This is a genomic window from Pseudomonas sp. PSPC3-2 (assembly GCF_049897085.1).
GTDB classification, from domain to species: domain Bacteria; phylum Pseudomonadota; class Gammaproteobacteria; order Pseudomonadales; family Pseudomonadaceae; genus Aquipseudomonas; species Aquipseudomonas paraveronii.
In genome coordinates this window covers 64,413-88,606 of the sequence record NZ_JAFCVO010000007.1, presented here as the reverse complement: position 1 = coordinate 88,606, position 24,194 = coordinate 64,413, and the positions used below count along the sequence as shown (strand labels likewise).

Genomic DNA, 24,194 nt, shown 5'->3' with positions numbered 1-24,194 from the left:
TGCTCCCGAAAGCGGTGGATCATTCAGACTCTTTATAACTGACACGACTCCATCGAGGGCAAGCCCCCTCCCACATTTGGTTCTGTGGTGCTCGGGAGCCGAGTGCCATGACATCCCCCGCTACAAAACCCACACGCTTTTCACTTCTCAATCCGTATAATGCCGACCTTTCAGGGTTGTAAGAAGCGCGACAAATACTTGTAGCCTTATTACCCGAGCCTCCGCACAGGCCTGCCGAGCCGGGCCATTCACACAGGTGCCATCCATGGATTTCAACCCGCTTGACCTTATCCTGCATCTCGACGTTTACCTCGACCTGCTGGTAAAAAATTACGGTCTGTGGATCTACGCCATTCTGTTCCTTGTAATCTTTTGCGAAACCGGCCTGGTGGTCATGCCTTTCCTGCCGGGTGATTCATTACTGTTCATTGCCGGCGCGGTGGCGGCGGGCGGTGGCATGGACCCGGTCTTGCTCGCGGGCCTCTTGATGTTGGCGGCGATCCTCGGCGACAGCACCAACTACGTAATCGGGCGAACGGCCGGCGAACGCTTGTTCAGCAACCCGAATTCGAAAATCTTCCGCCGCGACTACCTGCAAAAAACCCACGACTTCTACGACAAGCACGGCGGCAAAACCGTGACCCTGGCGCGCTTCCTGCCGATCCTGCGGACCTTTGCACCGTTCGTCGCCGGCATCGCGAAAATGCCCTACCCGCGCTTTTTCGGTTTCAGCGTGCTGGGCACCGTCTTCTGGGTCGGCGGCCTGGTGACCCTCGGCTACTTCTTCGGCAACGTACCGTTTATCAAGAAAAACCTCTCGCTGCTGGTGGTGTTCATCATCCTGCTGTCGCTGGTGCCGATGATCATTAGCGTGTTCCGCAGCCGCTTTGGCCGCGCGTCTTCCGAAGCCAAGCCGCAGTAACCTGCGATGTGGTCCCTCAGCGCCTGGCGTCGCCGGCGCCTGCTGGCCAAGCACCCGATTGCCGATGACACCTGGCAGCGGGTGCGCGAGCACCTGACCTTCCTCGACGGCATCAGCGCCGAGCAAGACCAGTGGCTGCGCGAAGCCTGCGTGGTGTTTCTCGCCGAAAAACACCTCACCGCCCTGCCCGGCGTCGAGCTGCACCAGGAACAACGCCTGCTGCTCGCCGCCCAGGCACAACTGCCCCTGATGAACCTCGGCGACCTCGATTGGTATCAGGGCTTCCACGAGATCGTGCTGTACCCCGACGACTTCCTCAGCCCGCAACGCCATCGCGATGCCAGCGGCGTCGAGCACGAGTGGGACGGCGAGCACAGCGGCGAAGCCTGGCAACAAGGCCCGGTGATCCTCGCCTGGCCCGGCGTGCTGGCCAGCGGCAATTGGGAAGGCTACAACCTGGTGATCCACGAGCTGGCGCACAAGCTCGACATGCTCAACGGCGACGCCAACGGCCTGCCGCCCCTGCACCACGACATGCGTGTGCAAGAGTGGGCCAGCGTGATGCAAGGCGCCTACGACGAGCTTAATCGCCAGTTGGACGCCAACCCCGACGCCGAAACCGCCATCGACCCCTACGCCGCCGAAAACCCGGCGGAATTTTTCGCCGTCACCAGCGAATATTTTTTCAGCGCGCCCGATTTACTGATCAACAGTTATCCACAGGTGTACGCGCAACTGAGCCGCTTTTACCGCCAGGACCCTCTAGCCCGCCTCACCCAGCTGCAAGCGCACCACCCACGTTATCAGCCACAAGGCGAATGACTGTACGACGTCTGGTGAATGGCATCGGCGTCAGAATATGCCTATAATCGCCGCCACTTTTAGGCCAATCCGGCCATGTCCATGGCCAACTACGGGGGCAACGCCCAATGAGCTACAGCAAGATTCCGGCTGGCAAAGACCTGCCGAACGACATCTACGTCGCCATCGAGATTCCGGCCAACCACGCGCCGATCAAATACGAAATCGACAAAGACAGCGACTGCCTGTTCGTTGACCGGTTCATGGCCACCCCGATGTTCTACCCGGCCAACTACGGTTTCATCCCCAACACCCTGGCTGACGACGGCGACCCCCTCGACGTGCTGGTCGTAACCCCTTACCCGGTTACCCCAGGCTCGGTTATCCGCGCGCGTCCAGTCGGCATCCTGAACATGACCGACGACGGCGGCGGCGATGCCAAAGTCATCGCAGTCCCCCACGACAAGCTGTCCCAGCTGTACGTGGACGTGAAGGAATACACCGACCTGCCGCCACTGCTGCTGGAACAGATCAAGCACTTCTTCGAGAACTACAAAGACCTCGAAAAAGGCAAATGGGTGAAGATCGAAGGTTGGGGCAACGCAGACGCCGCCCGCGCCGAGATCATGAAGTCGGTCGCAGCCTACAAAGGCTGATACCTGCTCCTCATTGCTGCGACAATCAAAAAAGCCCCGATCATTCGGGGCTTTTTTTGTCGGAAAAACTAAACATCAAGTTCAACACTTAACACTCTATGTTGAACTAACAAGCAACAAAGAAAGATCAGGCTACAACTAAGCAAAAACCTACACCGGCAATTGAACGCATGGTTTATTTGATCTATTTTCCCGGCCAGTAAACTCTGCGTTTATGAATACATCAGGTGATCGCTTAAAAGCGTTATTACGGGAAGTTCATCTTTCCGCTTCCGACTTCGCCAAGAACCGCGGTGTCACGCCTCAACACGTGAACAACTGGTTCAAACGCGGCGTCCCCATGGGCCGACTCAACGAAATCGCAGAACTGCTGTGCGTCTCCAGCCGCTGGCTGCACGCCGGCGTAGGCCCTAAACACCCACCGGCCAACTTCCTGTTGGAAGGTCACGATGCAAGGAAAGCATTGCCCACCCGCGAAGAAAGCGGCAAATACCTCACAGGCCCCGTCCGTCACCCGGAAACCATCGACGTGGAGATCACCCTCCATCCGTCCTTCACCTCAACCGAACACATCCGCCTCTCGCGTCACACCCTCGACACCTTAAACGTAAACCCCGACCGCGCCCTCGGCGCCTACATGGTCGACAACAGCATGATCGACATCATCCAACAAGGCGCCACCCTCGCCATCGACCGCGGCCGCACCCAAATCGTCGACGGCGAAATCTACGCCGTCGAACACGACGACATGCTGCGCATCAAATACCTCTACAACCGCCCCGGCGGCGGCCTGCGCATGCGCAGCCACAACGCCGGCGAACACCCCGACGAATACCTGACCTTCGATCAACGCTTCGAACAGAACTTCCAGATCGTCGGCTGGGTATTCTGGTGGTCCACCCTCAACAACCGCCGCCCACCCGTGCCACTGGATGAACACCTACTGGGCTGGGAAGGCTCTAAATCCGATCCGGAGGTGGGCAACTGAGGGGAATGTGGGTATCATGCGCCGCACATTTGGCAGGGGTTGGTTTTAGGCCATTCACCCTGCCAGGCGATGCGGAAAACTCCCGCGGATGCCCCGACTATTCAGCCAGACGCGATGTTGGCTGAGCGATTTGAAGGCTGCTGAGGTTTGTCAAAAACAAGCTGAGGCAGTCCCCGAGAAGCCGGCCACAAGCCGGCTTTTTAATGCCTGCAGTCATCGAAATCCAAATACCCAACGCCCGTTCCGCCACCAGCTTCGCCATCTCCACCAAATGCATCACCGCCCTCTGCGGCGCAGCCAGCGGCTCCCCGAGCGCCTGCGATGTCGCCACCGCACATTGCAGCAACTCAGCCACACGCACCCAGCATCCTCAAAGCTCAGTTCTTCATTAACAGTAAAGGGGTTGGTCGTAGGCTATGACGGCGAATCCGAAACAACGTTATCCATAGCAAAACTCCTAGCAGTAAGTGAATACCACCGTCCTTTCGCGACTAAACGAGCAGAGGTGGCGGCTGTACGCAGGTTAGTCGACCGGCCGCTAGGCACCGGCGCACCCGGAGGTGCCCTGCGCACAGCCACCATAAAGTGCAGGTGAGAAGACACCTGTCTTTGGGATGGCGCGTGCGCCTAGCGAAGTCCGGGCGACTAAACCCGATCACTGAATTTGCAGTGACGGACCGCAGCCTAGTCACGGAATTTCGCTGACGCAAGCGACTCGGATTTTCTAGGAAACGTCCTGCAAATGAAAGGGATCGATACTGCTAGCAGCTCAACCAATTGTCCCTTTTAAGTTGACAGTAAGACGCCTCCAAGCCGATTTATCCCCCACACCCCACCCATTAATCTGTGCCCATGTTGAACGCAACGCCCAACCCACTTAAACAAAAAAGGATTCAACCATGAGCGCACCAACCTACAACCGCTTGAACAAAGACGACGCCGTAGTCCTGCTGGTCGACCACCAGACCGGCCTGATCTCCCTGGTGCAGGACTTTTCGCCCAACGAGTTCAAGAACAACGTGCTGGCCCTGGCGGATCTGGCCAAGTTCTTCAACCTGCCGACGATCCTCACCACCAGCTTCGAGCAAGGCCCGAACGGCCCGCTGGTGCCGGAGTTGAAGGAGATGTTCCCGGACGCGCCGTACATCGCCCGTCCTGGTCAGATCAACGCGTGGGACAACGAAGACCTCGTCAAGGCGATCAAGGCCACCGGGCGTAAGCAGATCATCATTGCCGGTGTGGTGACGGATGTGTGCGTGGCGTTCCCGACGTTGTCGGCGCTGGCGGAGGGGTTTGAGGTGTTTGTGGTGACGGATGCGTCGGGCACGTTCAATACCACGGTGCAGCAGGCGGCGTGGAGCCGGATGACGCAGGCCGGTGCGCAGTTGATGAACTGGTTTTCGGTGGCGTGTGAGTTGCATCGCGACTGGCGCAACGATATCGAAGGCCTGGGCAATCTGTTGTCCCAGCGTATTCCGAACTATCGCAACTTGATGAATGGTTATGCGGCGCTGACGGCGCAGCAGAAGTAAGAGAACCGCCGTCAACGATAGGCCTGCTTGAAAAAGCAGGCTTGCTTCGTTAAATACCGCTATGGACGTTGCGGCGCCCGCGCTTTACTCAGTAGAAATAGTTGGACTCCGCTTTTTTATCGAGCCCCACCAAAACACTCTGAGCAATTCGGCAGGCCGTCGGCGCGGCGTTGGGCCCCCAGTGCTGGCAGTAGTAACGACCTTCGTTGACTGATTTACCTTCCTCGGTGAAGACTTCGATCACCGCATTCCAGAGTGACACCCGTGGGGCGTCGCTGGTGGGGTCGAGGCACAGCAGGTGGGTGATTTGTAATTCATCATCATCGTTTGCCTGGTAGCCCTGATAGCCGATAACCAGCAGCCAATGCCCCGCCAGGCCACCGTCCCAATCGACACCAACGATCGGGATTTTGCGGTTGTCGACGGCATCGGCAATATTGCGGATGGTCGTTTGTCGTCGCGGAGCCGCATCCAGCACTTCGGTCACAACCCCGGCGCGCTTGAACACGTCGACCAGCCAGCTCACATCGAAATCGTCGGTGCCTTCCGACACCAGAGCGCCGAAGGCCAGCAGGCTTTCGCGAAAGCGACCCAGTCGAGTTCGGCCATCATAGGTGTCGAGTGATTGAGCCTGCTCGCGAGACATGACGCCCAGCGCGATCAAGGTCATCGCCACGCAATAGGGTCCACAGGCGCCATCCATTTCGCCTTGGCGCAAATGCACATAATCATGTGCCTGGGGGTGGGCACAGGTCACCGGGCCGTTGGGGGATACCGACAACCACGGGCTTACAAACATTCGATTCATGCAGTGTCATTCCTTTGCAAAAAAAGCAGCCGCCCTGTATGGGCGGCGTCACGATGAAAAGGCTGATTCAACTCAGGCGTTCAAGCTGGGAACTCCAGCGCCTGCAATGTGCGCGTCAGTTCATGCCAGTCGCTGCAGTCTTTTTCACGTTGGCTGGCGGCGCCTTGCAAGGCGGTACGGCTCTCTTCGTAAGGTTTTCTCTGCTCGCGGAAGAGTTGGTCAATCAACTCACAGACGCTTTGGACCAAGGCGCTCTCCACCTCGGCGCTTGTTTCTTCAATCCACTGTATGCGTTGAAGAGCACGGCTGTGGTTGCGCTCGTTCTCCTTGTCTTCGCTGCGAGCGGCCATAAAAATTTCTGCAATGGCGAATACCAGTTGAACCACCGGCGCTGCACGCCCCGCCCATTTCTGCAAGGTCGAGAGCCAACGGCCTTTCAACATCGGTATCTTCAGTTTGCGGCCCAGTACCAGCAACGAGGTCAGGTGATCCTGGTTGATGCCCTTGAGCTGAGCGAAGATCGGTCCGGACAACTTGTCCAGCAGTTCGCTTTCTTCGATGTTCGAATACAGCTTGGGGTCGATCCCGGCGCCCGATAGCAACTCGTTGATTTGCGCCTTGCGCATGCTCTGCAACTCGCCTTCCAGCCATTGCTGCAGTTTCTCGGCAATGCCCTGCGCCTGAACCTCCAATGCACGGGTCAACGACGCGGGATCGGTACACTGATCGAGCGCGGCCTCGATGGCCGGCCGTGCCGCGAGAATCTCACGGCGCACCAAATGCCTGGCGCTGTTTTTCAGCTGTTGCTGCTGACGAGCCATATGCTCCAACTGAGCATCGATCGCGCCTAACTGCTGGGCGTGTGGTGTTTCGCCGTCGATGCAGTTGGCCACTGGCGCCAGCAATGCCCTTTCGATAATTCCGAAGGTTTGCTTGAGCAGTTGTTGCTCACTGTCGAAATGCTGCAGCCATTGTTTGAATCGAACGATGAAGGCTTCAAAACCCGAGTGCTCAAGCAGTTTCGCCTTGCCCTCGAGGCGTCCACGACTTGCCGTTCTGATATTCATCAATATCACGTGCAACTGTTGAACCAGGCGCTCATCGATAGCATTTTTGCGCGCATGGTTGAGCAGTGTCAGAGAGAAGCTGGACTGGATGCGATCGATAGCGGCAGGGTCGCTGTCTTCATAGTTCAGCACGACGAACAGCGGGCGACGCTGGGCAATCAAGGCAAAAATACGCTCGATTATGTTTTGCGCGTCCTGATCCTCCTGGCGCAACACGAACAGAATCAGGTTGGCCCGTTTCAACTGCTCTGTGCTGACTTCTTCGTGTGCAATGGGTGCATTGATGCCCGGAGTATCGAGCAAGACATGCCCATCCCAATCGTAGCGATGTACCGCATCGGTGGTTGGAATATCGCCAACCACAGCGCGCTCTTCACCCAGCAAAGTATTGATCAACGTACTTTTGCCGGCGTTGTAGGCACCGAACAACATCACGTGTACTTTGCGTTCATCAATCTGTTCGACTAATTGTTCAATACGCTGGGACGCATCTGGCAGGTAGCGCGAAGCAATGCCACAGGCGCTGGCGAGTAGGGTTTTGTAGTGTTCAAAAGGGTTCATCACGCAATACGCTCCTTCAACTGCTTCAGGTCCTGTTCGCTGGTCGCGATGATGTCGAACAGGCGCATGGCCTCGACTTCCACCAGGTTGATCGACTCGATGCAGGTGTCTACCGCCACGTTAACGGCCTTGGGCAAGCGAGCACGCAGGTCGCTCTCAAGCTTGGCATGCAGGCGTGCATAACTGACGCCGACGACTTGCCGGACCATCTCCGTTTCAACCATGTACTTGCCAACGGCGCCGCCGATCATCCCACCCAGCAGGCCACCGGCAAGGGCACCGAGCGGGCCGCCAAATGCGGTGCCGATTGCGGTTCCGATAGCACTTGCGCTCGCCGCCGCCGCCGCTTGTTTGCCTCGGCCGGTCACCCGTTCAATGTCAACGCCAAGGTCCTCGAAGCTGCCGATGTCATCACTGGACATATCGACCAGCGCACCCTTGAGCTCATTGACATAGTCTTTCAACTCCCGCGTCAGGTGATGTTCGATCGTGGCCTGGCACAGCGCGTTAACATCCTGGGTCAGCGCCTTAACATCCTGCGTAGCCTTGTGGGTCTCCAGCAGGTCGCCCAGTTTGAGCAGCACATCGGCGAGCACCGCTGAGGCGATCTGATCGTTACGCACCTTGAGGCCATGAACCGCAGCGCGCGTCGCATTGCGCAGTTCATCCAACTGGGGGAGCACCGTGCTGCGCAAACTGTGCAGTACGTTGTTCTCCAGATGGCTGATCATCAACTGCGTCGCCTTGCCTTCTTTGTAGGTTCGAGCCTCTTGCGCAGTCAGCTGCAATTGCTGGAACAGGCGCTCGAAACCTGCGGCGTCCAAGGCATCCGCCTGCGATGCGTGCACGCGGGCAAAACGCACGGAAACAGCGACAACCGGCTTAAGCAGTGCCGCGTCGAGGTGGGATTTGGTGAGCTGCTCGCCAGCCCTTTTATGCACATCCTCTTCTTGCATCTTGCGGTTTGCCGCAGTCTTGTTGCGCAGCACCTTGACCAGTTCGTCCTGACCCGGCACCTCATCCTCGTCGAAGAAGTCGCTTTTGGTGATGATGGGCAGCAGTGGCTTGTTACGCTTGAGTTCACCTTCGAGTTCAGCCAACTCCTGCACCTGCCCGGGCGCCGTGGAGCTGCTCAACCACAGCACCGCATCGGCGCTGTCGGTGTAGCGTTTGGTCAGTTCGCCATTGACCCCCGTCACCGACAACAGGCCGGGCGTATCGATGAGAATCAACTTCTGACCCAGGCGAATGCCCTGGATCTGCGACGTGGTTTCCGTCTCGCCTTCGGCGAACGGCTCATCACGGTCGACAATCGAATCGTTCGCCAGATGAAAGTACTGAACGGCTTCGCCCTGAGCGGCAAAGCGCTCGGCGATGAAGTTACAGAACGAACTCTTGCCGGCATTGACCTTGCCGAACACCAGAATCACAGCTTTGTCGCCAAAGGTTTCGGCAAGCTGGGCAGACGGCTGATTGCGCGCCCATGACTTACCCCAATCGTTAATGCACACCTGCACCACTTCGCGCACACCTTGCGCTTGGCGTGCGAGGTGGCCATCGCGGTTCAGCTTGCCCAGCGATGGCTGAACGCTCAGCGCGCGCGTCAATGCAGCCTGCCAATCGCGTAATTCACTTTCTTCGGCTTCCACGCGCTGGGTCAGGTATTCAAACCCTTTGAGCGCGTCGATAAATGCTTTTTCCTGCATACACAATCCTGTGCCTGTTAACGCCACTCGAAGTCGCGAACAGAGAGTCCAAAAAGGGGCGGTGCGAGCGCAAATACGCGTCACACCGGTATCAAGAGGCAGTCAGCCAATCGGCAAACTGTCAAGGAAGGTCTTGGCTTGGCTGCGCTGTGCAATCTGCTGCTCCAATGCGCTGACTTGCGCATCGATGGCGCGCATGGAGGCGGTGCGCTGGAAGGCTTTTTTCAGCGTCTCGCTGGGGTATCTATCCGGCTGACTGATCATCGACTTAATCAATGCCGCAAACTGCACGGCCGTCACTTCAATGCCTTTGCTCTGAAGGAAAGCCTTGAGCTGACGCTCCGCCGCGTCGGTGTTGGCTTGAAGTTTTACTTTGTGCGCTTTCTCAGCCGCTTCACGTTCATAGTCGCGGGAAGGCCCCGAAGAAGAGGAAGAGGACGAAGACGAAGACGAACTGCTGGACACCGCAGCAGCGACGGCAGCGATTGCAGCACCGGCCAACAAAAATAGTGGAAGCATTGCTCAGGTCCCTTTGAGTTGTTGATGGAGTTTGCTGTGCAGTTGCCTGTAGTCATCCATAAACCCAGTCAATTGCGCTTGCTGAGTGGATTGCCGATGTTCAAGCTGCGCCTGCAGGTTGCTCAGGCCCTGATCGATGAGGCCACCGAGGGTTTCTCCCAGCGCCGACACTTCATCGAGACGGGTTTGCGACACATCGTCCAATGCCGTTTGCAAAGCCTGGCGCAACGCTTTGACGCCACTCTTCTTCACCTTCAACGCACTACCGCTTTGTAAGCCCTGAAGGTAACGATGGGCAGAGACGGGGATGATCGACAGCGTTGGCGCCTGTTTTCTGATGCTCGCCTGAACATTGGCCAGGGCCTGTTCTTCGACTTGCTCGATCTGGGTCAGTACGATCAAGGTTTGACGCCCACTGTCTGACGCGTCCCGTTGCAACGCATCAATCATCTCGCTTTCGCTTTGGTCGAACTCGCCCTCTCGAACGCAATGCACGAACAGCCGAATATCCGATTGCTGCCATGCGCCATTCATCGCCTCGCGGTCGTCTTCGCGCGCCACGTCAGCATCCAACCCCGGTGTGTCCAACCACCTCACGCCTTCATGCTCGAAGTAGCTCAATACAGTTGTTTCCCGAGCATCGGACACGGCGAACTGCTCGCGCTCCACGAGGGCGTTGAGCAAGGAGCTCTTGCCATGGTTGTATTTGCCGATCACCGACACAACCGGCAACCGTGCTTCAGCCAACAGGTACTGCAAGCGGCTTATTTCGGCCACCTGATCCGGCAGCACCGCATAAATCGTATCGAACCCCATGGTTACTGCTCTCCCTTAAATAGCGCTGATGCAGTCCGTGCTTAGAAAATGCCGAACAGTTTGGGGCGAATGAAGACGCGTCCCGTTAGATGGCTGGCGAAGAAGTTGTCGTCCTCGGCATATTTGATGAAAAGCTGATCGAGTGCTGTGTGGACGCGGCCAAAACCTTCATCCAGCCATTCGATCATGGTCGACTTCAGGGTCAGGATGATCTTTGCCGCTTCGTAGAGCGCGCCCACCTTGCGCAGGAGGCTATCGGACTCGAACCCTTCTTCGATCTCTTTGAAACGGCTCTCCATCTCGCCCTGGAAGTCATCAAACACACGGGTTACTGCGTTTTCCAGCTCATCGCTGGTCTCCCAGTCCCCCACGAAACCAAAGGATGAGAGGTAGTCATCGAAACCTTTCAGATCGGAAAACACTTCATCGAAATCGGGCAACTCGATTTCCGTATCCAGATCGAGGTCCGCGATTCTAAAAATGCTGAGGTCGGCCTGTTCTATCTTGGCAACCACCGTATTGCGCATTTCGCGAAGTACACCCTTGAAGTTCAAGCAGCTCATCGCTGCCAGACGCTTGCTGAGAAAGGCGTGCGACTGTTCCAGGTAGAGCGAAAGCACTTCATCGCGGCCAAAGGCTTGCGTCGACTGGCCACCACGCCTGCGTACCGATACCGAACACAGCGGCGTCACCGATACACCCGGGCATAGGTGGTGAATTTCTCGCTGGAGGGCCTCGACCTTATCGCCCGCAACGTCGGCATTGGTCAGGATGACTTGCAGGGGAATCCTGGCATCCTGCCCGAGCCGTTTGATCAGGTTCACATCCACCGGTTCCAGGCGTGCCGAGCTGGCGTTGATCACATAAAAGGCGCCATGAATCCAGGTTTCCGGCTCCATCGGGCGGGCGCGACGTTGCTGCATGAAACTGTCGAACTGTTTGAGCCATCGCTCATAGTTGTCAGCTTCCAGGCCAACGCTGTCGAACACATTCAACAGGTGCCCCTGATGCTCGAAGGTGTGCGACTGGAAGTTTTTCTCCCAGGAGGTGACGGGCTTGCCGCTGCCCGTCTCAAACAAACCCGCCTGGTCGAAAAGATAGTTGCAGAAGCTGCTTTTGCCGACGCCGCTTTTACCCAGCACGATGATGTTGATCGCAAACTGATCCATGTCTCTCTAAACCCTGAACCGCGGAAAGGGGATGAAGACCTGCACAGAAACAGCGTGATCTGTCTCTCGCCACGGCCTTCAAAGTGCGCCAAGTAGCTTCAAGCTTTTTGATTGCCCCATTTTCCCAGCGCAATCTTGAACGCCTGCATGAACTGCTCGTTAGAAAAGAGGCGGGCCCAGTCCGGCGACTTGCCTGTCTTAAGGTAGCCGTCCACGGCTCGTTCATAGACCTCGACCAGGGCCAAGCCAAGCGCTCCGGTGATAGCCCCGGCGACAGCGGCGTTAATGATCTGCCCAAGCACGGGGATCATCTTGGTCAGGCTGGCTGCCAACTGGCGCCCCACCAGGCTGAGGATCTGGCCCTTGAGCATGCTGACGGCCATTTCACCCATCGAGCCAAACCCGTAGAGCTTGGCCAGGGATGCGGCCATCGCCATCTGCTGAGGCACAATGAGTAACGCGTCCGACATCGGCACCGGGTTAAGCCCGGCGCTGGCGGCGGTGGTGGCGCTGTAGGTCATGATGATCGTCATCGCTTCGCTGCGTTTGGCCGGTAGCGAGGCGATCTGGGCAGCCACAAAGGACTGGCGCAACGCATCGTTCTTGAGCGATGCGCTCGACCAGGCGATCAACTTTTCAAGGTCCAGTTTCAGCTCTGGGTCATGGTTGGGGTTATTTGCACAGGTCTCAAAAACCTCACAATGAACACCATGCTCGCGCAGGACTTTGCGAAACGCCTGGGAAGTCTCACCGCGACCTTCGTCGTCGACGGGCTCGGCATCGCACTGGGTGAGTACCACAGCCACCGGGATATCCAGTTCGCCGGTAATGAGTCGCAAGTTTTCCAGGTCAAAATCGGTAACGCGGTGGTTGGCCACGCTCAGGCAGTACCAAATGAGATGGATGTGCTCATCCAGCACTTTGGATTTGCGCTGAATGATCTCGGGAATGATTTTTTCCCGAAAATTGCCTGCCGAAGGCCCGCCTTCAGTCACCTCGTAACCTTCGGTATCAAAGATGACCAAAGGGATGTTGGCATCTTCGTACCGATGACAACCCCGAGTGACAGGCTGCCCGGTACCGACCTCGGCAATCGTTTTGCCGAAGATATAATTGATCAGGCTGCTCTTTCCAACACCGGTGCCGCCGACAATCATCAGGTTCGGGCGTTTGACCGCAGCCATTTCCTTATCGAACTGCTCTTCCAATTGAGCTTCCATACTTGCCATCGTTCTTTTCTCCGTCACTGCGCGACGCTCGCAAACGTGCGCGCTAAAAAAGGTTTTCGCCCTGGATCCAAAATTCTTAAGCCTCAATCGCATTTTGCCACTATCCGTGTCAAGCGTAGGCTCCTACGGGTATCGGGGTTCAAGACGCCTGCTCTCGTCCGAATATCAATGAGCAAGACATCCCGCCCCTACTCTCCTTGCGCAATCACCCCCTGCAAAATCCCCACCTTCCTCTGCAACTGCTTGATATGCGCCTTCTCAGCGCGCAGCGCAGAACGCAGCTCCCGGTTCTCAGCCTCCCAGATCCGCCCCCAGCGTGCGTCTCTGCGGCAGTTAAGCGCCATTTTCCAGAGTTCACGCAGCCGCAAGTATTGCAGCAGGAGGACCAGCAAGATGCTCCCCAGCACTACCAGCGCCCCTGTCGACACTGCTTCTGCCATAGTCATGTGTACTTCCTTGGGTGTGTTCGATTTGTTTAAACGACAGCCACACGATATGTAGTGATAGACGACAGGTCTAGAATGTAGACTTATACAGGTAAAGTATTCGCGCACATGGAGAGGGTATGAAACGCAAGCAATCCATCGAACAGGTTCGCTGGGACCTGGCACTTCGCTATCGTTTGATCGAAACCGTTGTCTGGTGGGAGGGCCGGCTGACCACGGGCCACTTGATCCAGAGCTTTGGTATCAGCCGTCAGCAGGCCTCCAAAGACATCAATACGTACATCACCGAACATGCGCCTAAAAACCTTACATATGACAAAAAAATAAAGGGCTATGTGCCAAGCAAAACGTTCAAGCCGCTGTTCATCGACGACAGCGCGAGCGCCTATTTGCACCTGCTTTATCAAAACCACGAACGCGCGCCCCACATTGATGGCTTGGCGTTGGCCTACGCGCATACCAAGGTTCTGGATGTTCCGGATCGGCCCATCCGCCCGGAAATTCTGCGCCCTCTGTTGAAGGCTTGCCGCGATGGCCTGCGCCTGGAGACCGAGTATGTGTCGCTGAATTCGCCCCAGGTCGATATCCGCCTGATCGCACCACACACCCTGGTCTACACCGGCATGCGCTGGCACGTGCGCGCGTACTGTGAGAAGAATCGAGAGTACCGGGACTTTGTGTTGAGCCGGCTGCGGGGCGAGCCTGGTTTGCTGGACGTATCAGAGAACACCCAGGCGCTGGACGATGACTGGAACACCGAAACACCCGTGATCATCGCGCCCGACGGGCGTTTGAGCGCGGCACAAAAGGCGATCATCGAAACCGACTTTGGCATGGTTGACGGCCAGCTCGTTGTGCCCAGCCGCAGGGCGCTGGTGAAGTATGTCCTGCAGCGTTATCAGATTGATGCACGCAACCTGGACCCAAACCCTGAAGCACAACAGATTGTGGTGACGAACCTCAAGGACTTGAGACCGTGGCTCTATGACTAACGGATGCTGCAGCGCCGCCGCCGCTTGACTCTCCCCTATACGGCAGCCCCTACTCTGCAAGCCCCTTTTCAGGACTCGCCACCATGGCTCAGCGCATTCTGGTCATCCTCGGTCACCCCTGCGGCTCCAGCTTCTGTTCGGCGCTGGCAGACACCTACATCCAATCGGCAACAAACGCTGACCATGAAGTACGCGTCCTACGGCTGGGCGCGCTGGCTTTCGACCCTGTCCTGCATAACGGCTACAACGACATTCAAGCCCTGGAGCCGGATTTACTCGGCGCCCGGGAAGATATCCTTTGGGCCACCCATTTGGCGTTTGTCTTCCCGATTTGGTGGGGCGGTATTCCGGCCTTGATGAAGGGCTTCATCGACAGAGTTTTCCTACCCGGCTTTGCCTTCAAGTACCGTGCAGGCAAGGCATTTCCTGACAAACTGCTGCATGGCCGAACCGCGCACTTACTGGTGACCATGGACACGCCGCCGTGGTATTACCGCTGGTTCTACCGCATGCCGGGCATCCATCAGATGCGCAAGACGACGCTGGAGTTTTGCGGCATCACGGTGACCAAGACCTTGTTGCTCGGCCCGGTGCTGGGCTCCACGTCCGCGCAGCGCAATCGCTGGCTGACGCGGGCCGGCGGATTATTTGAAAAAGGGCGTTTTCATGTTCATCGGCAAAGCCGCGCAACTGTCGGGCACGACCATCAAGGCGATTCGTCACTATGAGGCGATCGGCCTGCTGCCCACCCCGCAGAGAGAGGGGCGCTATCGGGTCTATTCGACACAGAGTGTCGAGCGGCTGATGGTGATCAAATGTGCTCAGCAGTTGGGTTTCAAGCTCAAGGAGCTGCAGGCCATTTTGCAGGGGCACCAGGGCGACGCGCTGCCTTGGGAGCGCGCGAGCCAGGCGATTGCTCGCAAGCAAGAGGAGCTGGCGCGGCAAATGACGGCACTGCAGAAGATGCAGGCGGGGCTGGCCGAGTTTGACGCAATGCTTAAACACTCAAACGATAATTACACAGAAAATACAAATTAGACAAAAAATATAAATCAGGCTAGTGTCGCGCTTTCGCCCCGCTGATCGTCAGGAACGCGCCATGGCCACACCCTCGAATTTCAATCTCAAAACCTGCTTTTCCACGTGGGAGCGTGCCTGATGAGCGCGGCACCACTGGCGGTTTACGGGCTCAGTGCGTTACGCGCCACGCTATCGCGCCAAGACATGCTGTACGCGGTGGAACAGGCATTGATCAGCCACGCCGACGGCCGCATCGTGGCCCCGCCGCCGGGGGTGTTGCTGTTTGAAAACCCGCCGGGGGACTGTCATATCAAGTCCGGCTATGCGAAAGACGGTTCGGTGTTTGTGGTCAAGCTGGCCATGGGCTTTTACGAGAATCCTTCCCGCGGCCTGGAGACCAATAATGGCCTGGTATTGGTGTTCGATTCTCACACCGGCAAGACCCGCGCCGTCCTCAATGACGAAGGCTGGCTGACCAGTTGCCGCACTGCCGCCGCCGGCGCCCTGGCTGCGCGGGCCGGGGCACCTCGGCGGGTGAGCGCGTTAGGGATAATCGGCAGCGGGCATCAGGCGCAACTGCAGGCACGCTGGACCTGCGAACTACTGGAAATCGAACGTGTAGTGATCTGGGCGCGCGCCCCTGACAAGGCACAACATCTCGCCAGGACGCTGACTCAAGAGGGGCTCAAGGCCCAAGCAGCCGACAACGTTGAGGCTGTTTTCGCACAGTGCAATCTGGTGATTACCTGCACGCCGTCGACCCAGGCAATCGTGCCGGCCGCCGTGGTCCGTAAAGGCACGCATATTGTCGCCCTGGGTGCAGACAGCCCTGGCAAACAGGAACTGGACCCGCTACTGCTGCAACGGGCACGCGTGCTCATGACGGATGACCGCAGCCAATGCGTCGACCATGGCGAAATGAGCCACGCAGTACGGGCCCATTTGATCAGCGACCACGCCGACGTTTCCCTCGGCCATGTGCTGGCCGGCAAGGCGTGCGGACGTTTCAGCGACGACGACCTGACCATTGCCGACTTGACCGGCCTGGCCGCTCAGGACATCGCACTGGCCACCCTCGCGGTGCAGCGCATGCAGGCCGTGAACTGACAACTGTTCGGACGCCTGCGTACAATCACCGTTCCTTTCCCTGTGCCCGGTTAACCCATGGTCGATATCGCGTTCATCAAGGCAACCGCCGACGGCATCGCCGCCCTGCTCTATCCGGACCTGGAAGCCGTGGTACACGACCTGAGCAGCGGGCGCATTGCCCACATCGCCAATGGATTTTCCCGACGTAAGGTCGGGGATGAATCGCTGATCACCGATTTGGCTGAGTTGGATGCCGGACCCGACGTAGTCGGGCCGTATGAAAAGACCGGCCTCAACAGCCGTCAGTTGCGTTCAATCTCCCTCGTCGCCCGCGCGGCAAACGGGGAGCCCAACGCCTTGCTGTGCCTGAACTTCGATGTAACCGCACTGGCCCACGTGCAAAAACTGCTCAGCGGCTTTGCCGTAGGCCAGCAGTCCCAAGTGCGCCCAGAATCGCTGTTCAGTGGCGATTGGCGGGAAAAACTCAATGAGATCATCGAAACCCTCGCCGCCGCGAATCATTTGAAACCCGCCGATTTCGGTCGAGGGGAAATCATCCAGGTGCTGGTACAGGCACGGGAGCACGGCTTGCTGGACGTGCGTAATTTTGTCGAATACGTCGGCGATTACTTCAAGATTTCCCGGGCCAGTGTGTATAACTATTTGCGTGCCGCTGCGGCGCAGTCATAGGCGAGCGCACAATCGGCTCACCCCTGTTGCACAGCCTACAGCAGGCGATGACCGGGTCGTCTGCCCCCCCCGCTCATTTGCCCCCATCCCCCATGTCTGCTAGTGTCGCGCCGGTTTACCGTCTACCGGAATAGCCGCCATGGCCCGCAAAAAAGTTGCACTCGATTTCGAACAATCCCTCGCCGACCTGCAAACCCTGGTCGAGCGTCTGGAGAACGGCGAGTTGTCGCTGGAAGACTCGCTGACCGCGTTTGAGCAAGGCATCGGCCTGACCCGTGACTGCCAGAGCGCGTTGGCGCAGGCGGAGCAGAAGGTCCAGGTGTTGCTGGAACGCGACGGGGAGTTGGCCGAAGAACCTTTCGATGCGGAACAGCCGGAATGATCGACGCGTATCAGGCCAGTAGCCAAGCCCGGGTCAATGCGGCGCTGGAGCCCTTGTTTGTTGCGCCAAGCCCCGAAATCAAACGTCTCTATGAGGCCATGCGCTACAGCGTAATGAATGGCGGCAAGCGTGTGCGCCCGTTGCTGGCGTATGCGGCGTGCGAAGCCCTCGGCGCGCCCGCCGAACAAGCCAATGGCGCGGCCTGTGCGGTGGAGTTGATTCACGCCTATTCGCTGGTGCATGACGATTTGCCGGCGATGGACGACGATGACCTGCGTCGCGGCCAGCCAACCACCCATAAAGCCTTTGACGAAGCCTGCGCGATTCTCGCCGGCGATGGCCTGCAAAGCCTGGCGTTCAGCGCGCTGCTGGACCCGAGCTTGAGCAGCGTGAACGCCGAGATCCGCTTGCGCATGGTCACTGCCCTGGCGGTGGCCGCAGGCCCCGCCGGTATGGTTGGCGGCCAGGCCATCGATCTTGGTTCGGTGGGCCAGAAGCTCGATCAACCGGCACTCGAACACATGCACCGGCACAAGACCGGCGCCCTGATCGAAGCCTCTGTCCACTTGGGCGCCCTGGCCAGTGGTCGTGCCGACGCCGCGCAATTGGCGGCCTTGCAGGTCTACTCCCGGGCCATCGGCCTGGCGTTCCAGGTGCAGGACGACATTCTCGACGTAGAAAGTGACACCGCCACCCTGGGCAAACGCCAGGGTGCCGATATCGCACGGGACAAACCGACTTATCCTGCGCTGCTCGGGCTGGATGCCGCCAAGGCCTACGCCCTGGAACTGCGCGACCAGGCCCTGGCCGCCCTGCGACCTTTCGACGCGGCGGCAGAGCCCCTGCGTGACCTGGCGCGGTACATCGTCGAACGTCGCTACTGATAACAGCGGCCATTACGGCCGCATATCAGTCAAGTTCGGCGCTCCGCGTGGGCAGTTTGCGATGCTTGAGGTAAACTGCCGCCTCTTCTATACCTATAACGATTCGCCTGATGCCCACGACGTTTCAAGAGATTCCCCGCAAACGCCCGTCCACGCCCCTGCTCGACCGTGCTGCCACGCCGGACGGCCTGCGGCGTCTGGGTGAAACCGAGCTGGTAACCCTGGCCGATGAATTGCGCCTGGAATTGCTCTACACGGTCGGCCAGACCGGTGGGCATTTCGGTGCCGGCCTGGGCGTCATCGAGCTGACCATCGCGCTGCACTACGTGTTCGACACCCCGGACGACCGGCTGGTGTGGGACGTGGGCCATCAGGCGTATCCGCATAAAATCCTCACCGGCCGTCGCGAGCGCATGAGCACCCTGCGCCAGAAGGACGGCATCGCCGCCTTCCCGCGCCGCTCCGAGAGCGAGTACGACACCTTTGGCGTCGGCCACTCCAGCACCTCCATCAGTGCCGCACTGGGCATGGCGATTGCTTCGCGCCTGCAAAACAGTGATCGCAAGGCGATTGCGGTGATCGGTGACGGCGCGCTGACCGCCGGCATGGCTTTCGAAGCGCTGAACCATGCGCCAGAAGTGGACGCCAACATGCTGGTGATCCTCAACGACAACGACATGTCGATCTCGCGCAATGTCGGCGGGCTGTCCAACTACCTGGCGAAGATCCTGTCCAGCCGGACCTACGCCAGCATGCGCGAAGGCAGTAAGAAAGTGCTGTCGCGCCTGCCCGGCGCGTGGGAAATCGCCCGCCGCACCGAAGAATATGCCAAGGGCATGCTGGTGCCCGGCACGCTGTTCGAAGAGCTGGGCTGGAACTACATCGGCCCCATCGACGGCCACGACCTGCCGACCCTGATCGCCACGCTGCGCAACATGCGTGACCTCAAAGGCCCGCAGTTCCTGCACATCGTCACCAAAAAAGGTAAAGGCTTCGCGCCGGCGGAAGTCGACCCGATCGGTTACCACGCGATCACCAAGCTCGACCCCCTGGACGCCCCCGCCGCGCCGAAAAAGGCCAGCGGGCCGAAGTATTCCGGGGTGTTCGGCGAGTGGCTGTGCGACATGGCCGCCGCCGACCCGCGCCTGGTGGGGATTACCCCGGCGATGAAGGAAGGTTCCGACCTGGTGGCATTCAGCGAGCGTTTCCCGCTGCGCTACTTCGACGTCGCCATCGCCGAGCAACACGCGGTGACGTTCGCCGCCGGCATGGCCTGCGAAGGCGCCAAGCCGGTGGTGGCGATCTACTCCACCTTCCTGCAGCGCGCTTACGACCAACTGGTGCATGACGTCGCGGTGCAGAACCTCGACGTGCTGTTCGCCATCGACCGCGCCGGCCTGGTTGGCGAAGACGGCCCAACCCACGCCGGCAGCTTCGACCTGTCCTACCTGCGCTGCATCCCCGGCATGCTGGTGATGACGCCGAGCGACGAAAACGAACTGCGCAAGATGCTCAGCACCGGCCACTTGTACAACGGCCCGGCCGCTGTGCGTTACCCGCGTGGTAACGGCCCGAATGCAGTGATCGAAAAAGACCTGGCGCCGATCGAAATCGGCAAAGGCATCGTGCGACGCCAAGGCAGCAAGAGCGCATTCCTGGTGTTCGGCGTGCAACTGGCCGAAGCCCTGAAAGTGGCCGAGAAGATCGACGCCACCGTGGTCGACATGCGTTTCGTCAAACCCTTGGATGAAGCCCTGGTACGCGAGATCGCCGCTAGCCATCAATTGCTGGTGACGGTCGAAGAAAACGCCATCATGGGCGGTGCCGGAGCGGCGGTCAGCGAGTTTCTGGCACGCGAGAACATCCTCAAGTCGGTGCTGCATCTGGGCTTGCCGGACATGTACGTCGAACACGCCAAGCCGGCGCAGATGTTGGCCGAGTGCGGCCTGGATGAAGCCGGGATCGAGGCTTCGGTACGCAAACGTATGGCGCTGCTGGGCCTGTAGAAACCGGATCAAAATGTGGGAGGGGGCTTGCCCCCGATGGCAGTGGGTCAGTGACAGATACGTTAACTGGTACACCGCTATCGGGGGCAAGCCCCCTCCCACATTGTTTTTGTGCCAACTTTCAACGCTGTGGACAGCCATGAATCACCTTCGCTTTGTCCTGCCCTTGCTGCTTCTGCCCACACCCGACCTGCTCGCCGACACCCGCGACCAGGCGCTTAAACTCCCCGATGTGGTCATCAGCGCCAACCGCCAGGTCCAGGCGCGCAACGACAGCAGCGCCGCCAACACCGTCTTCACCCGCGACGACATCGACCGCCTGCAACCCACCAGCCTGACCGACCTGCTCAGCCGCGTGCCCGGCGTGCAAGTGGCGCCCACTGGAGGCCGTGGCAGCTTGCCGGGCATCTACCTGCGCGGTACCAAGTCCGCGCAAAGCCTGGTGCTGGTGGACGGCCAGCGCATTGCCAACACCACCTCCGGCGACAGCGGCCTGCAGTACCTCAACGTCGATCAGGTCGAGCGGGTCGAAGTGCTGCGCGGCTCGCGCTCGGTGATCTACGGCAGCGATGCGATAGGCGGGGTGATCCAGGTGTTCACCCGGCGCAATGCCGAACAGGGCCTGCAGCCGCGCCTGAAGCTGGGCTTCGGTAGCCACCAGAGCTGGGAACGCAGCCTCGGGCTGTCCGGCGGCGACGAACACACGCGCTTCAACCTGGGCGCGAGCCTGGATGAAACCGCCGGCATCAACTCGACGCGCACCTCGTTTCCCAGCGATGGCGACCATGATGCCTACCGCAACCAGTCCGTCAGCCTGAACCTCAGCCACAGTTTCAGTGACGAGCTCGAAGCGGGTTTCAATCTGTTGGATAGCCGCGGCAAGTCGGAGTACGACAACAGTTTCGGCCGCTATGACGTCGCCACCATGCAGACCGTCGGCCAGAAACCCTACACCGACTACGCCGTGAGCAGCGCCAGCGGCTATGTCGACGCCAAGCTCACCGAGCGCTGGCAATCGCGCCTGGAACTGGGCCACAGCGAGAACCGCGATACCAAGCGCGACACCCTCAGCGATGACTTCAGCGTGTTCAACACCTACCGCGACTCGCTCAACTGGCAGAACGACCTGACGCTGAATGACCGCAACAGCCTGATCCTCGGCGGTGACTGGTACGAAGACCGCTTCCACGGCTCCACCACCTTCACCGAAAACAGCCGCTGGAACCGCGCCGCGTTTGTGCAGCATCGTTTCCACAGCGAATGGTTTTCCACCGAACTGGGCCTGCGCCATGACCAGAACCAACAGTTCGGTAGCCAGAACAGCTGGAGCGGCACCCTCACCGTGCCGATCAATCCCGACAATGATGTGCTGCTGAGCTACAGCGAAGGCTTCCGTGCGCCGACCTTCAATGACCTCTATTACCCGGACACGCAGTACAGCAACCCCAACCTTCAGCCCGAGACGTCGAAGAGTTACGAGCTGCAATGGCGCAGCCAACTCGGCGACCGCACGCGCCTGGAAGCCTCGCTGTACCGCACCGACTTGAGCGACGCGATCATCCTCGACGGCGGCAAACCGCAAAACGTCGCAGCGGCGCGGATCAATGGCTTTGAAGGCGCGCTCAAGCAGGAGCTGTTTGGCTGGCAGGGCAACCTGGGTGTCTCGTTCATCGACCCGCGTGACCGCGACAGCGGCCACACCCTGGCCCGCCGCGCGCGACGCACCCTAAGCCTGGACCTGGATCGACAATTCGATCAACTCGGCGTGGGCGCGAGCTGGCAGGCGATCAGCAGCAGCTACGACGACGAAGCCAATCGCAATCGCCTGAGCGGTTATGCCTTGCTCGGGCTGCGCAGCAGTTGGGCGGTAAGTCGGGAGGTGGCGCTGTCGCTGAACGTCGATAACCTGCTGGACAAGACTTACGCACGGGCGCGTTACAGCTATGACGATCCGGCGTTTCTGAATAATCAGGATTACCGGGAAGAAGGCCGGGTGTGGAAGGTTGGGGTGACCTGGACGCCGGCGCTCTGATCGAAACGTCGGTTTGCCTGCGATTGCCTCAGCGGTTCGGCGCAATCACCTGACACAACCGCGCCAACGCCTCCAACATTTGCCCACTCGGCCGCTCCAGGCCTTTATCCGGCACCAACAGCAACCGCCCCTGCGCCACCGCCGCCACCTGCGGCCAGGCTTTCCAGGCATCCAACTGCGGTTGATCCGCCGCCAGAATCACCTCGGGATTGCGCTGCAACACCGACTCGATGCTGACCTGCGGCGCGGGCAGCGTGAGGTCGTCGAACACATTGCGTGCGCCGCACACACTCAGCGCATCGCTGATGATCTGCCCACCGCCCACGGTGTACAGCGGCGGGCTCCACACCTGGTAAAACACCCGCAAGGGCTCGGCACGCTGATAGCGCTGGCGCAACTCGGCCAGGCGCTGGCGCAACTGCGCAGACAATTGCCGGCCGGCGTCGGCGCGCCCCAGTTGCTCGGCGATGGCCTGGACCTGGTGGGTCAGTTGTTCGAGGTTGTGGGGTTCGGCGACATAGACGGGGATATTCAGGCGCTGCAACTGTTCACGCTGGGCCGGGCCGATACTGCCGGGCCAGAGCAGGATCAAGTCGGGCTTGAGGCTGAGCAAACGCTCGATGTTCAATTGCCCATAGCGACCTACCGACGCCACCTTCGCCAGCGCCACCGGCCGATCGCCGCCGTCGAGCACGCCCACCAGCAGGTCGGCAGCGCCCAGTTCAACCACGATTTCCGACAGCGACGGCGCCAGGCTGACCACCCGCTCGACCGCCAGCGCCTGGGCACCGAACGCCAGCAGCAGGACCGCCAGCCAGCGAAGCCTCATCCCAACTGACGCGGGATGCGGTAGAGGTAAAACAACACCAGGGTCGACAGCACGAGCAAAAACAACGGCACCGCTTCCAGGCCGACAAACACCGCCAGCGCGCCAATCCACGCCGGCACGGCAGCAATCAGCAAGGCCATGCGGCGACGGGCGGCAAGGGTGAGCCAGGCTGCCGGTTCCTCGGCGGTATCGAGGGCTTTGGACGTGGCGATCAACGCATGTTTATAGCCATGGAAATACCGCAGGCTGAGAAACATCGAGGCCACGCCGGCAATGAAGAACGGCATGGCCAGCACCGGCAACAGCGGCTCGGCCCGACCGAACACCAGGTTGATCACGAACAAAGGCAGCAACGCGAGCGCCAGGTATTGCCACCAATTGAAGGTCAATCGCCGTTTCACCTGGCCTCGGGTCACGCGCGGTCGACCTCGCCCTGATGCTCGTTGCCCATCATGTGGTCGAGCTTGCTGGCTTTGGTGGCCAGGTAGAGTTTGTTGTGCGGGTTATGCCCGGTGTGCAGCGGCACGCGCTCGGCGACGGTGATGCCCATCTCGGTCAAGGCTTTGACCTTGCGCGGGTTGTTGGTCATCAGGCGCAGGGATTTCACGCCCAGGTGCTGCAGCATCGGCAGGCAGATGCCGTAGTCACGCTGGTCAGCGGCAAAGCCCAGGCGCTCGTTGGCTTCGACGGTGTCGGCGCCGCCATCCTGCAACTCGTAGGCGCGGATTTTGTTCAGCAGACCAATACCACGACCTTCCTGGCGCAAGTACAGCAAGACGCCACGGCCTTCATGGGCGATGGCGCGCATCGCGGCTTCCAGTTGCGAGCCACAGTCGCAGCGCTGGCTGAACAGCGCGTCACCGGTGAGGCACTCGGAGTGGACGCGGCCAAGCACCGGCGCGCCATCGGCGATATCGCCCAGGCTGAGCACAACGTGCTCGCGCCCGTTGGCTTCTTCGAGGAAGCCATGCATGGTGAACGAGGCAAAAGGGGTAGGCAGCTTGGAAGCAGCGACGAAAACGACGGGCACCGTGTGCTCCTGATTTCAGA

General features: G+C 59.4%; 25 protein-coding genes and 1 pseudogene. 14 read left to right on the top strand and 12 right to left on the bottom strand.

Translation table 11 applies throughout. The features are described 5' to 3' along the window. Positions 1-265 precede the first annotated feature (265 nt). The 4 genes from ACP7CJ_RS13530 (at position 266) to ACP7CJ_RS13515 (ending at position 3,367) form a co-directional block, all read left to right on the top strand. A complete protein-coding gene (locus tag ACP7CJ_RS13530) occupies positions 266-922 on the top strand; it encodes a DedA family protein (protein WP_057005938.1) in 657 nt (218 codons plus the stop codon). Positions 923-928: 6 nt separating this feature from the next. Continuing rightward, positions 929-1,744, top strand: coding sequence for a zinc-dependent peptidase (locus tag ACP7CJ_RS13525; protein WP_426100540.1), 816 nt, complete (start codon positions 929-931; stop codon positions 1,742-1,744). A gap of 107 nt (positions 1,745-1,851) precedes the next feature. Then, the gene (gene ppa / locus ACP7CJ_RS13520; protein ID WP_003237090.1) at positions 1,852-2,379 is read left to right on the top strand and encodes an inorganic diphosphatase; all 528 of its coding nucleotides are present in this window, start codon (positions 1,852-1,854) and stop codon (positions 2,377-2,379) included. Between the two features lie 214 nt (positions 2,380-2,593). After that, a complete protein-coding gene (locus tag ACP7CJ_RS13515) occupies positions 2,594-3,367 on the top strand; it encodes a LexA family transcriptional regulator (protein WP_276195034.1) in 774 nt (257 codons plus the stop codon). A gap of 232 nt (positions 3,368-3,599) precedes the next feature. Here ACP7CJ_RS13515 and ACP7CJ_RS13510 read toward each other — a convergent pair. Further along, positions 3,600-3,814 (bottom strand): annotated as a pseudogene (locus tag ACP7CJ_RS13510) (DUF6124 family protein); the annotation flags it as partial. A 452-nt stretch (positions 3,815-4,266) separates the two neighbouring features. Here ACP7CJ_RS13510 and ycaC point away from each other — a divergent pair. Beyond that, on the top strand, positions 4,267-4,899 hold the full coding sequence (gene ycaC, locus ACP7CJ_RS13505) for an isochorismate family cysteine hydrolase YcaC (protein WP_276195035.1): 633 nt from the start codon (positions 4,267-4,269) through the stop codon (positions 4,897-4,899). A gap of 88 nt (positions 4,900-4,987) precedes the next feature. On the opposite strand, the gene ACP7CJ_RS13500 is transcribed toward ycaC, so the two are convergent. The 8 genes from ACP7CJ_RS13500 to ACP7CJ_RS13465 all read right to left on the bottom strand — a co-directional run bounded on the left by ACP7CJ_RS13500 (position 4,988) and on the right by ACP7CJ_RS13465 (position 13,220). Then, positions 4,988-5,707, bottom strand: a complete 720-nt coding sequence (locus ACP7CJ_RS13500; RefSeq protein WP_276195036.1) for a hypothetical protein — start codon at positions 5,705-5,707, stop codon at positions 4,988-4,990. Between the two features lie 80 nt (positions 5,708-5,787). Continuing rightward, entirely contained in the window at positions 5,788-7,335 is a 1,548-nt protein-coding gene (locus ACP7CJ_RS13495; RefSeq protein ID WP_426100538.1) for a GTPase, read from the bottom strand. Further along, positions 7,335-9,041, bottom strand: a complete 1,707-nt coding sequence (locus ACP7CJ_RS13490) for a GTPase (protein WP_426100536.1) — start codon at positions 9,039-9,041, stop codon at positions 7,335-7,337. Before ACP7CJ_RS13490 ends, ACP7CJ_RS13495 begins: the two co-directional genes overlap by 1 nt. A gap of 102 nt (positions 9,042-9,143) precedes the next feature. After that, entirely contained in the window at positions 9,144-9,560 is a 417-nt protein-coding gene (locus tag ACP7CJ_RS13485; protein ID WP_276195039.1) for a hypothetical protein, read from the bottom strand. A 3-nt stretch (positions 9,561-9,563) separates the two neighbouring features. Further along, complete coding sequence (locus ACP7CJ_RS13480; protein ID WP_426100534.1) at positions 9,564-10,376, bottom strand: GTPase; 813 nt, start codon at positions 10,374-10,376, stop codon at positions 9,564-9,566. A 41-nt stretch (positions 10,377-10,417) separates the two neighbouring features. Further along, positions 10,418-11,545, bottom strand: coding sequence for a GTPase (locus ACP7CJ_RS13475; protein ID WP_426100532.1), 1,128 nt, complete (start codon positions 11,543-11,545; stop codon positions 10,418-10,420). A 98-nt stretch (positions 11,546-11,643) separates the two neighbouring features. Further along, entirely contained in the window at positions 11,644-12,765 is a 1,122-nt protein-coding gene (locus ACP7CJ_RS13470; RefSeq protein ID WP_426244288.1) for a YcjF family protein, read from the bottom strand. Positions 12,766-12,962: 197 nt separating this feature from the next. Then, entirely contained in the window at positions 12,963-13,220 is a 258-nt protein-coding gene (locus ACP7CJ_RS13465; protein ID WP_276195044.1) for a hypothetical protein, read from the bottom strand. Between the two features lie 119 nt (positions 13,221-13,339). On the opposite strand from ACP7CJ_RS13465, the gene ACP7CJ_RS13460 reads away from it, so the two are divergent. The 9 genes from ACP7CJ_RS13460 to ACP7CJ_RS13420 all read left to right on the top strand — a co-directional run bounded on the left by ACP7CJ_RS13460 (position 13,340) and on the right by ACP7CJ_RS13420 (position 22,315). Next, positions 13,340-14,212: a WYL domain-containing protein gene (locus ACP7CJ_RS13460; RefSeq protein ID WP_247404830.1), complete on the top strand. Its 873-nt coding sequence runs from the start codon at positions 13,340-13,342 to the stop codon at positions 14,210-14,212. An 83-nt stretch (positions 14,213-14,295) separates the two neighbouring features. Next, positions 14,296-14,940, top strand: coding sequence for an NAD(P)H-dependent oxidoreductase (locus ACP7CJ_RS13455; protein ID WP_276195045.1), 645 nt, complete (start codon positions 14,296-14,298; stop codon positions 14,938-14,940). Beyond that, positions 14,879-15,250: a MerR family transcriptional regulator gene (locus ACP7CJ_RS13450; RefSeq protein WP_276195046.1), complete on the top strand. Its 372-nt coding sequence runs from the start codon at positions 14,879-14,881 to the stop codon at positions 15,248-15,250. The genes ACP7CJ_RS13455 and ACP7CJ_RS13450 overlap by 62 nt, the downstream gene beginning before the upstream one ends. A 120-nt stretch (positions 15,251-15,370) precedes the next feature. After that, entirely contained in the window at positions 15,371-16,339 is a 969-nt protein-coding gene (locus ACP7CJ_RS13445) for an ornithine cyclodeaminase (RefSeq protein ID WP_426100528.1), read from the top strand. 57 nt (positions 16,340-16,396) lie between these two features. Then, entirely contained in the window at positions 16,397-17,011 is a 615-nt protein-coding gene (locus ACP7CJ_RS13440; RefSeq protein WP_276195048.1) for a helix-turn-helix transcriptional regulator, read from the top strand. A gap of 139 nt (positions 17,012-17,150) precedes the next feature. Then, the gene (locus tag ACP7CJ_RS13435) at positions 17,151-17,393 is read left to right on the top strand and encodes an exodeoxyribonuclease VII small subunit (RefSeq protein WP_003176346.1); all 243 of its coding nucleotides are present in this window, start codon (positions 17,151-17,153) and stop codon (positions 17,391-17,393) included. After that, positions 17,390-18,277 carry a (2E,6E)-farnesyl diphosphate synthase gene (gene ispA / locus ACP7CJ_RS13430; RefSeq protein ID WP_426100526.1) on the top strand — a complete coding sequence of 296 codons (888 nt, stop codon included), beginning with the start codon at positions 17,390-17,392 and terminating at the stop codon, positions 18,275-18,277. The genes ACP7CJ_RS13435 and ispA overlap by 4 nt, the downstream gene beginning before the upstream one ends. Before the next feature lie 110 nt (positions 18,278-18,387). Continuing rightward, the gene (gene dxs, locus ACP7CJ_RS13425) at positions 18,388-20,283 is read left to right on the top strand and encodes a 1-deoxy-D-xylulose-5-phosphate synthase (RefSeq protein WP_426100524.1); all 1,896 of its coding nucleotides are present in this window, start codon (positions 18,388-18,390) and stop codon (positions 20,281-20,283) included. A gap of 139 nt (positions 20,284-20,422) precedes the next feature. After that, a complete protein-coding gene (locus ACP7CJ_RS13420) occupies positions 20,423-22,315 on the top strand; it encodes a TonB-dependent receptor domain-containing protein (RefSeq protein WP_426100522.1) in 1,893 nt (630 codons plus the stop codon). A gap of 28 nt (positions 22,316-22,343) precedes the next feature. Here the strand turns inward: ACP7CJ_RS13420 and ACP7CJ_RS13415 are convergent, their stop codons facing one another. From ACP7CJ_RS13415 to ribA, 3 genes are read right to left on the bottom strand one after another with little or no spacing between them, the layout of a single operon-like run. Beyond that, on the bottom strand, positions 22,344-23,144 hold the full coding sequence (locus ACP7CJ_RS13415; protein WP_426100520.1) for a cobalamin-binding protein: 801 nt from the start codon (positions 23,142-23,144) through the stop codon (positions 22,344-22,346). Beyond that, positions 23,141-23,560, bottom strand: a complete 420-nt coding sequence (locus ACP7CJ_RS13410) for an MFS transporter (protein WP_276195053.1) — start codon at positions 23,558-23,560, stop codon at positions 23,141-23,143. The genes ACP7CJ_RS13415 and ACP7CJ_RS13410 overlap by 4 nt, the downstream gene beginning before the upstream one ends. After that, the gene (ribA, locus tag ACP7CJ_RS13405) at positions 23,557-24,174 is read right to left on the bottom strand and encodes a GTP cyclohydrolase II (protein ID WP_276195054.1); all 618 of its coding nucleotides are present in this window, start codon (positions 24,172-24,174) and stop codon (positions 23,557-23,559) included. The genes ACP7CJ_RS13410 and ribA overlap by 4 nt, the downstream gene beginning before the upstream one ends. Positions 24,175-24,194: the final 20 nt, after the last annotated feature.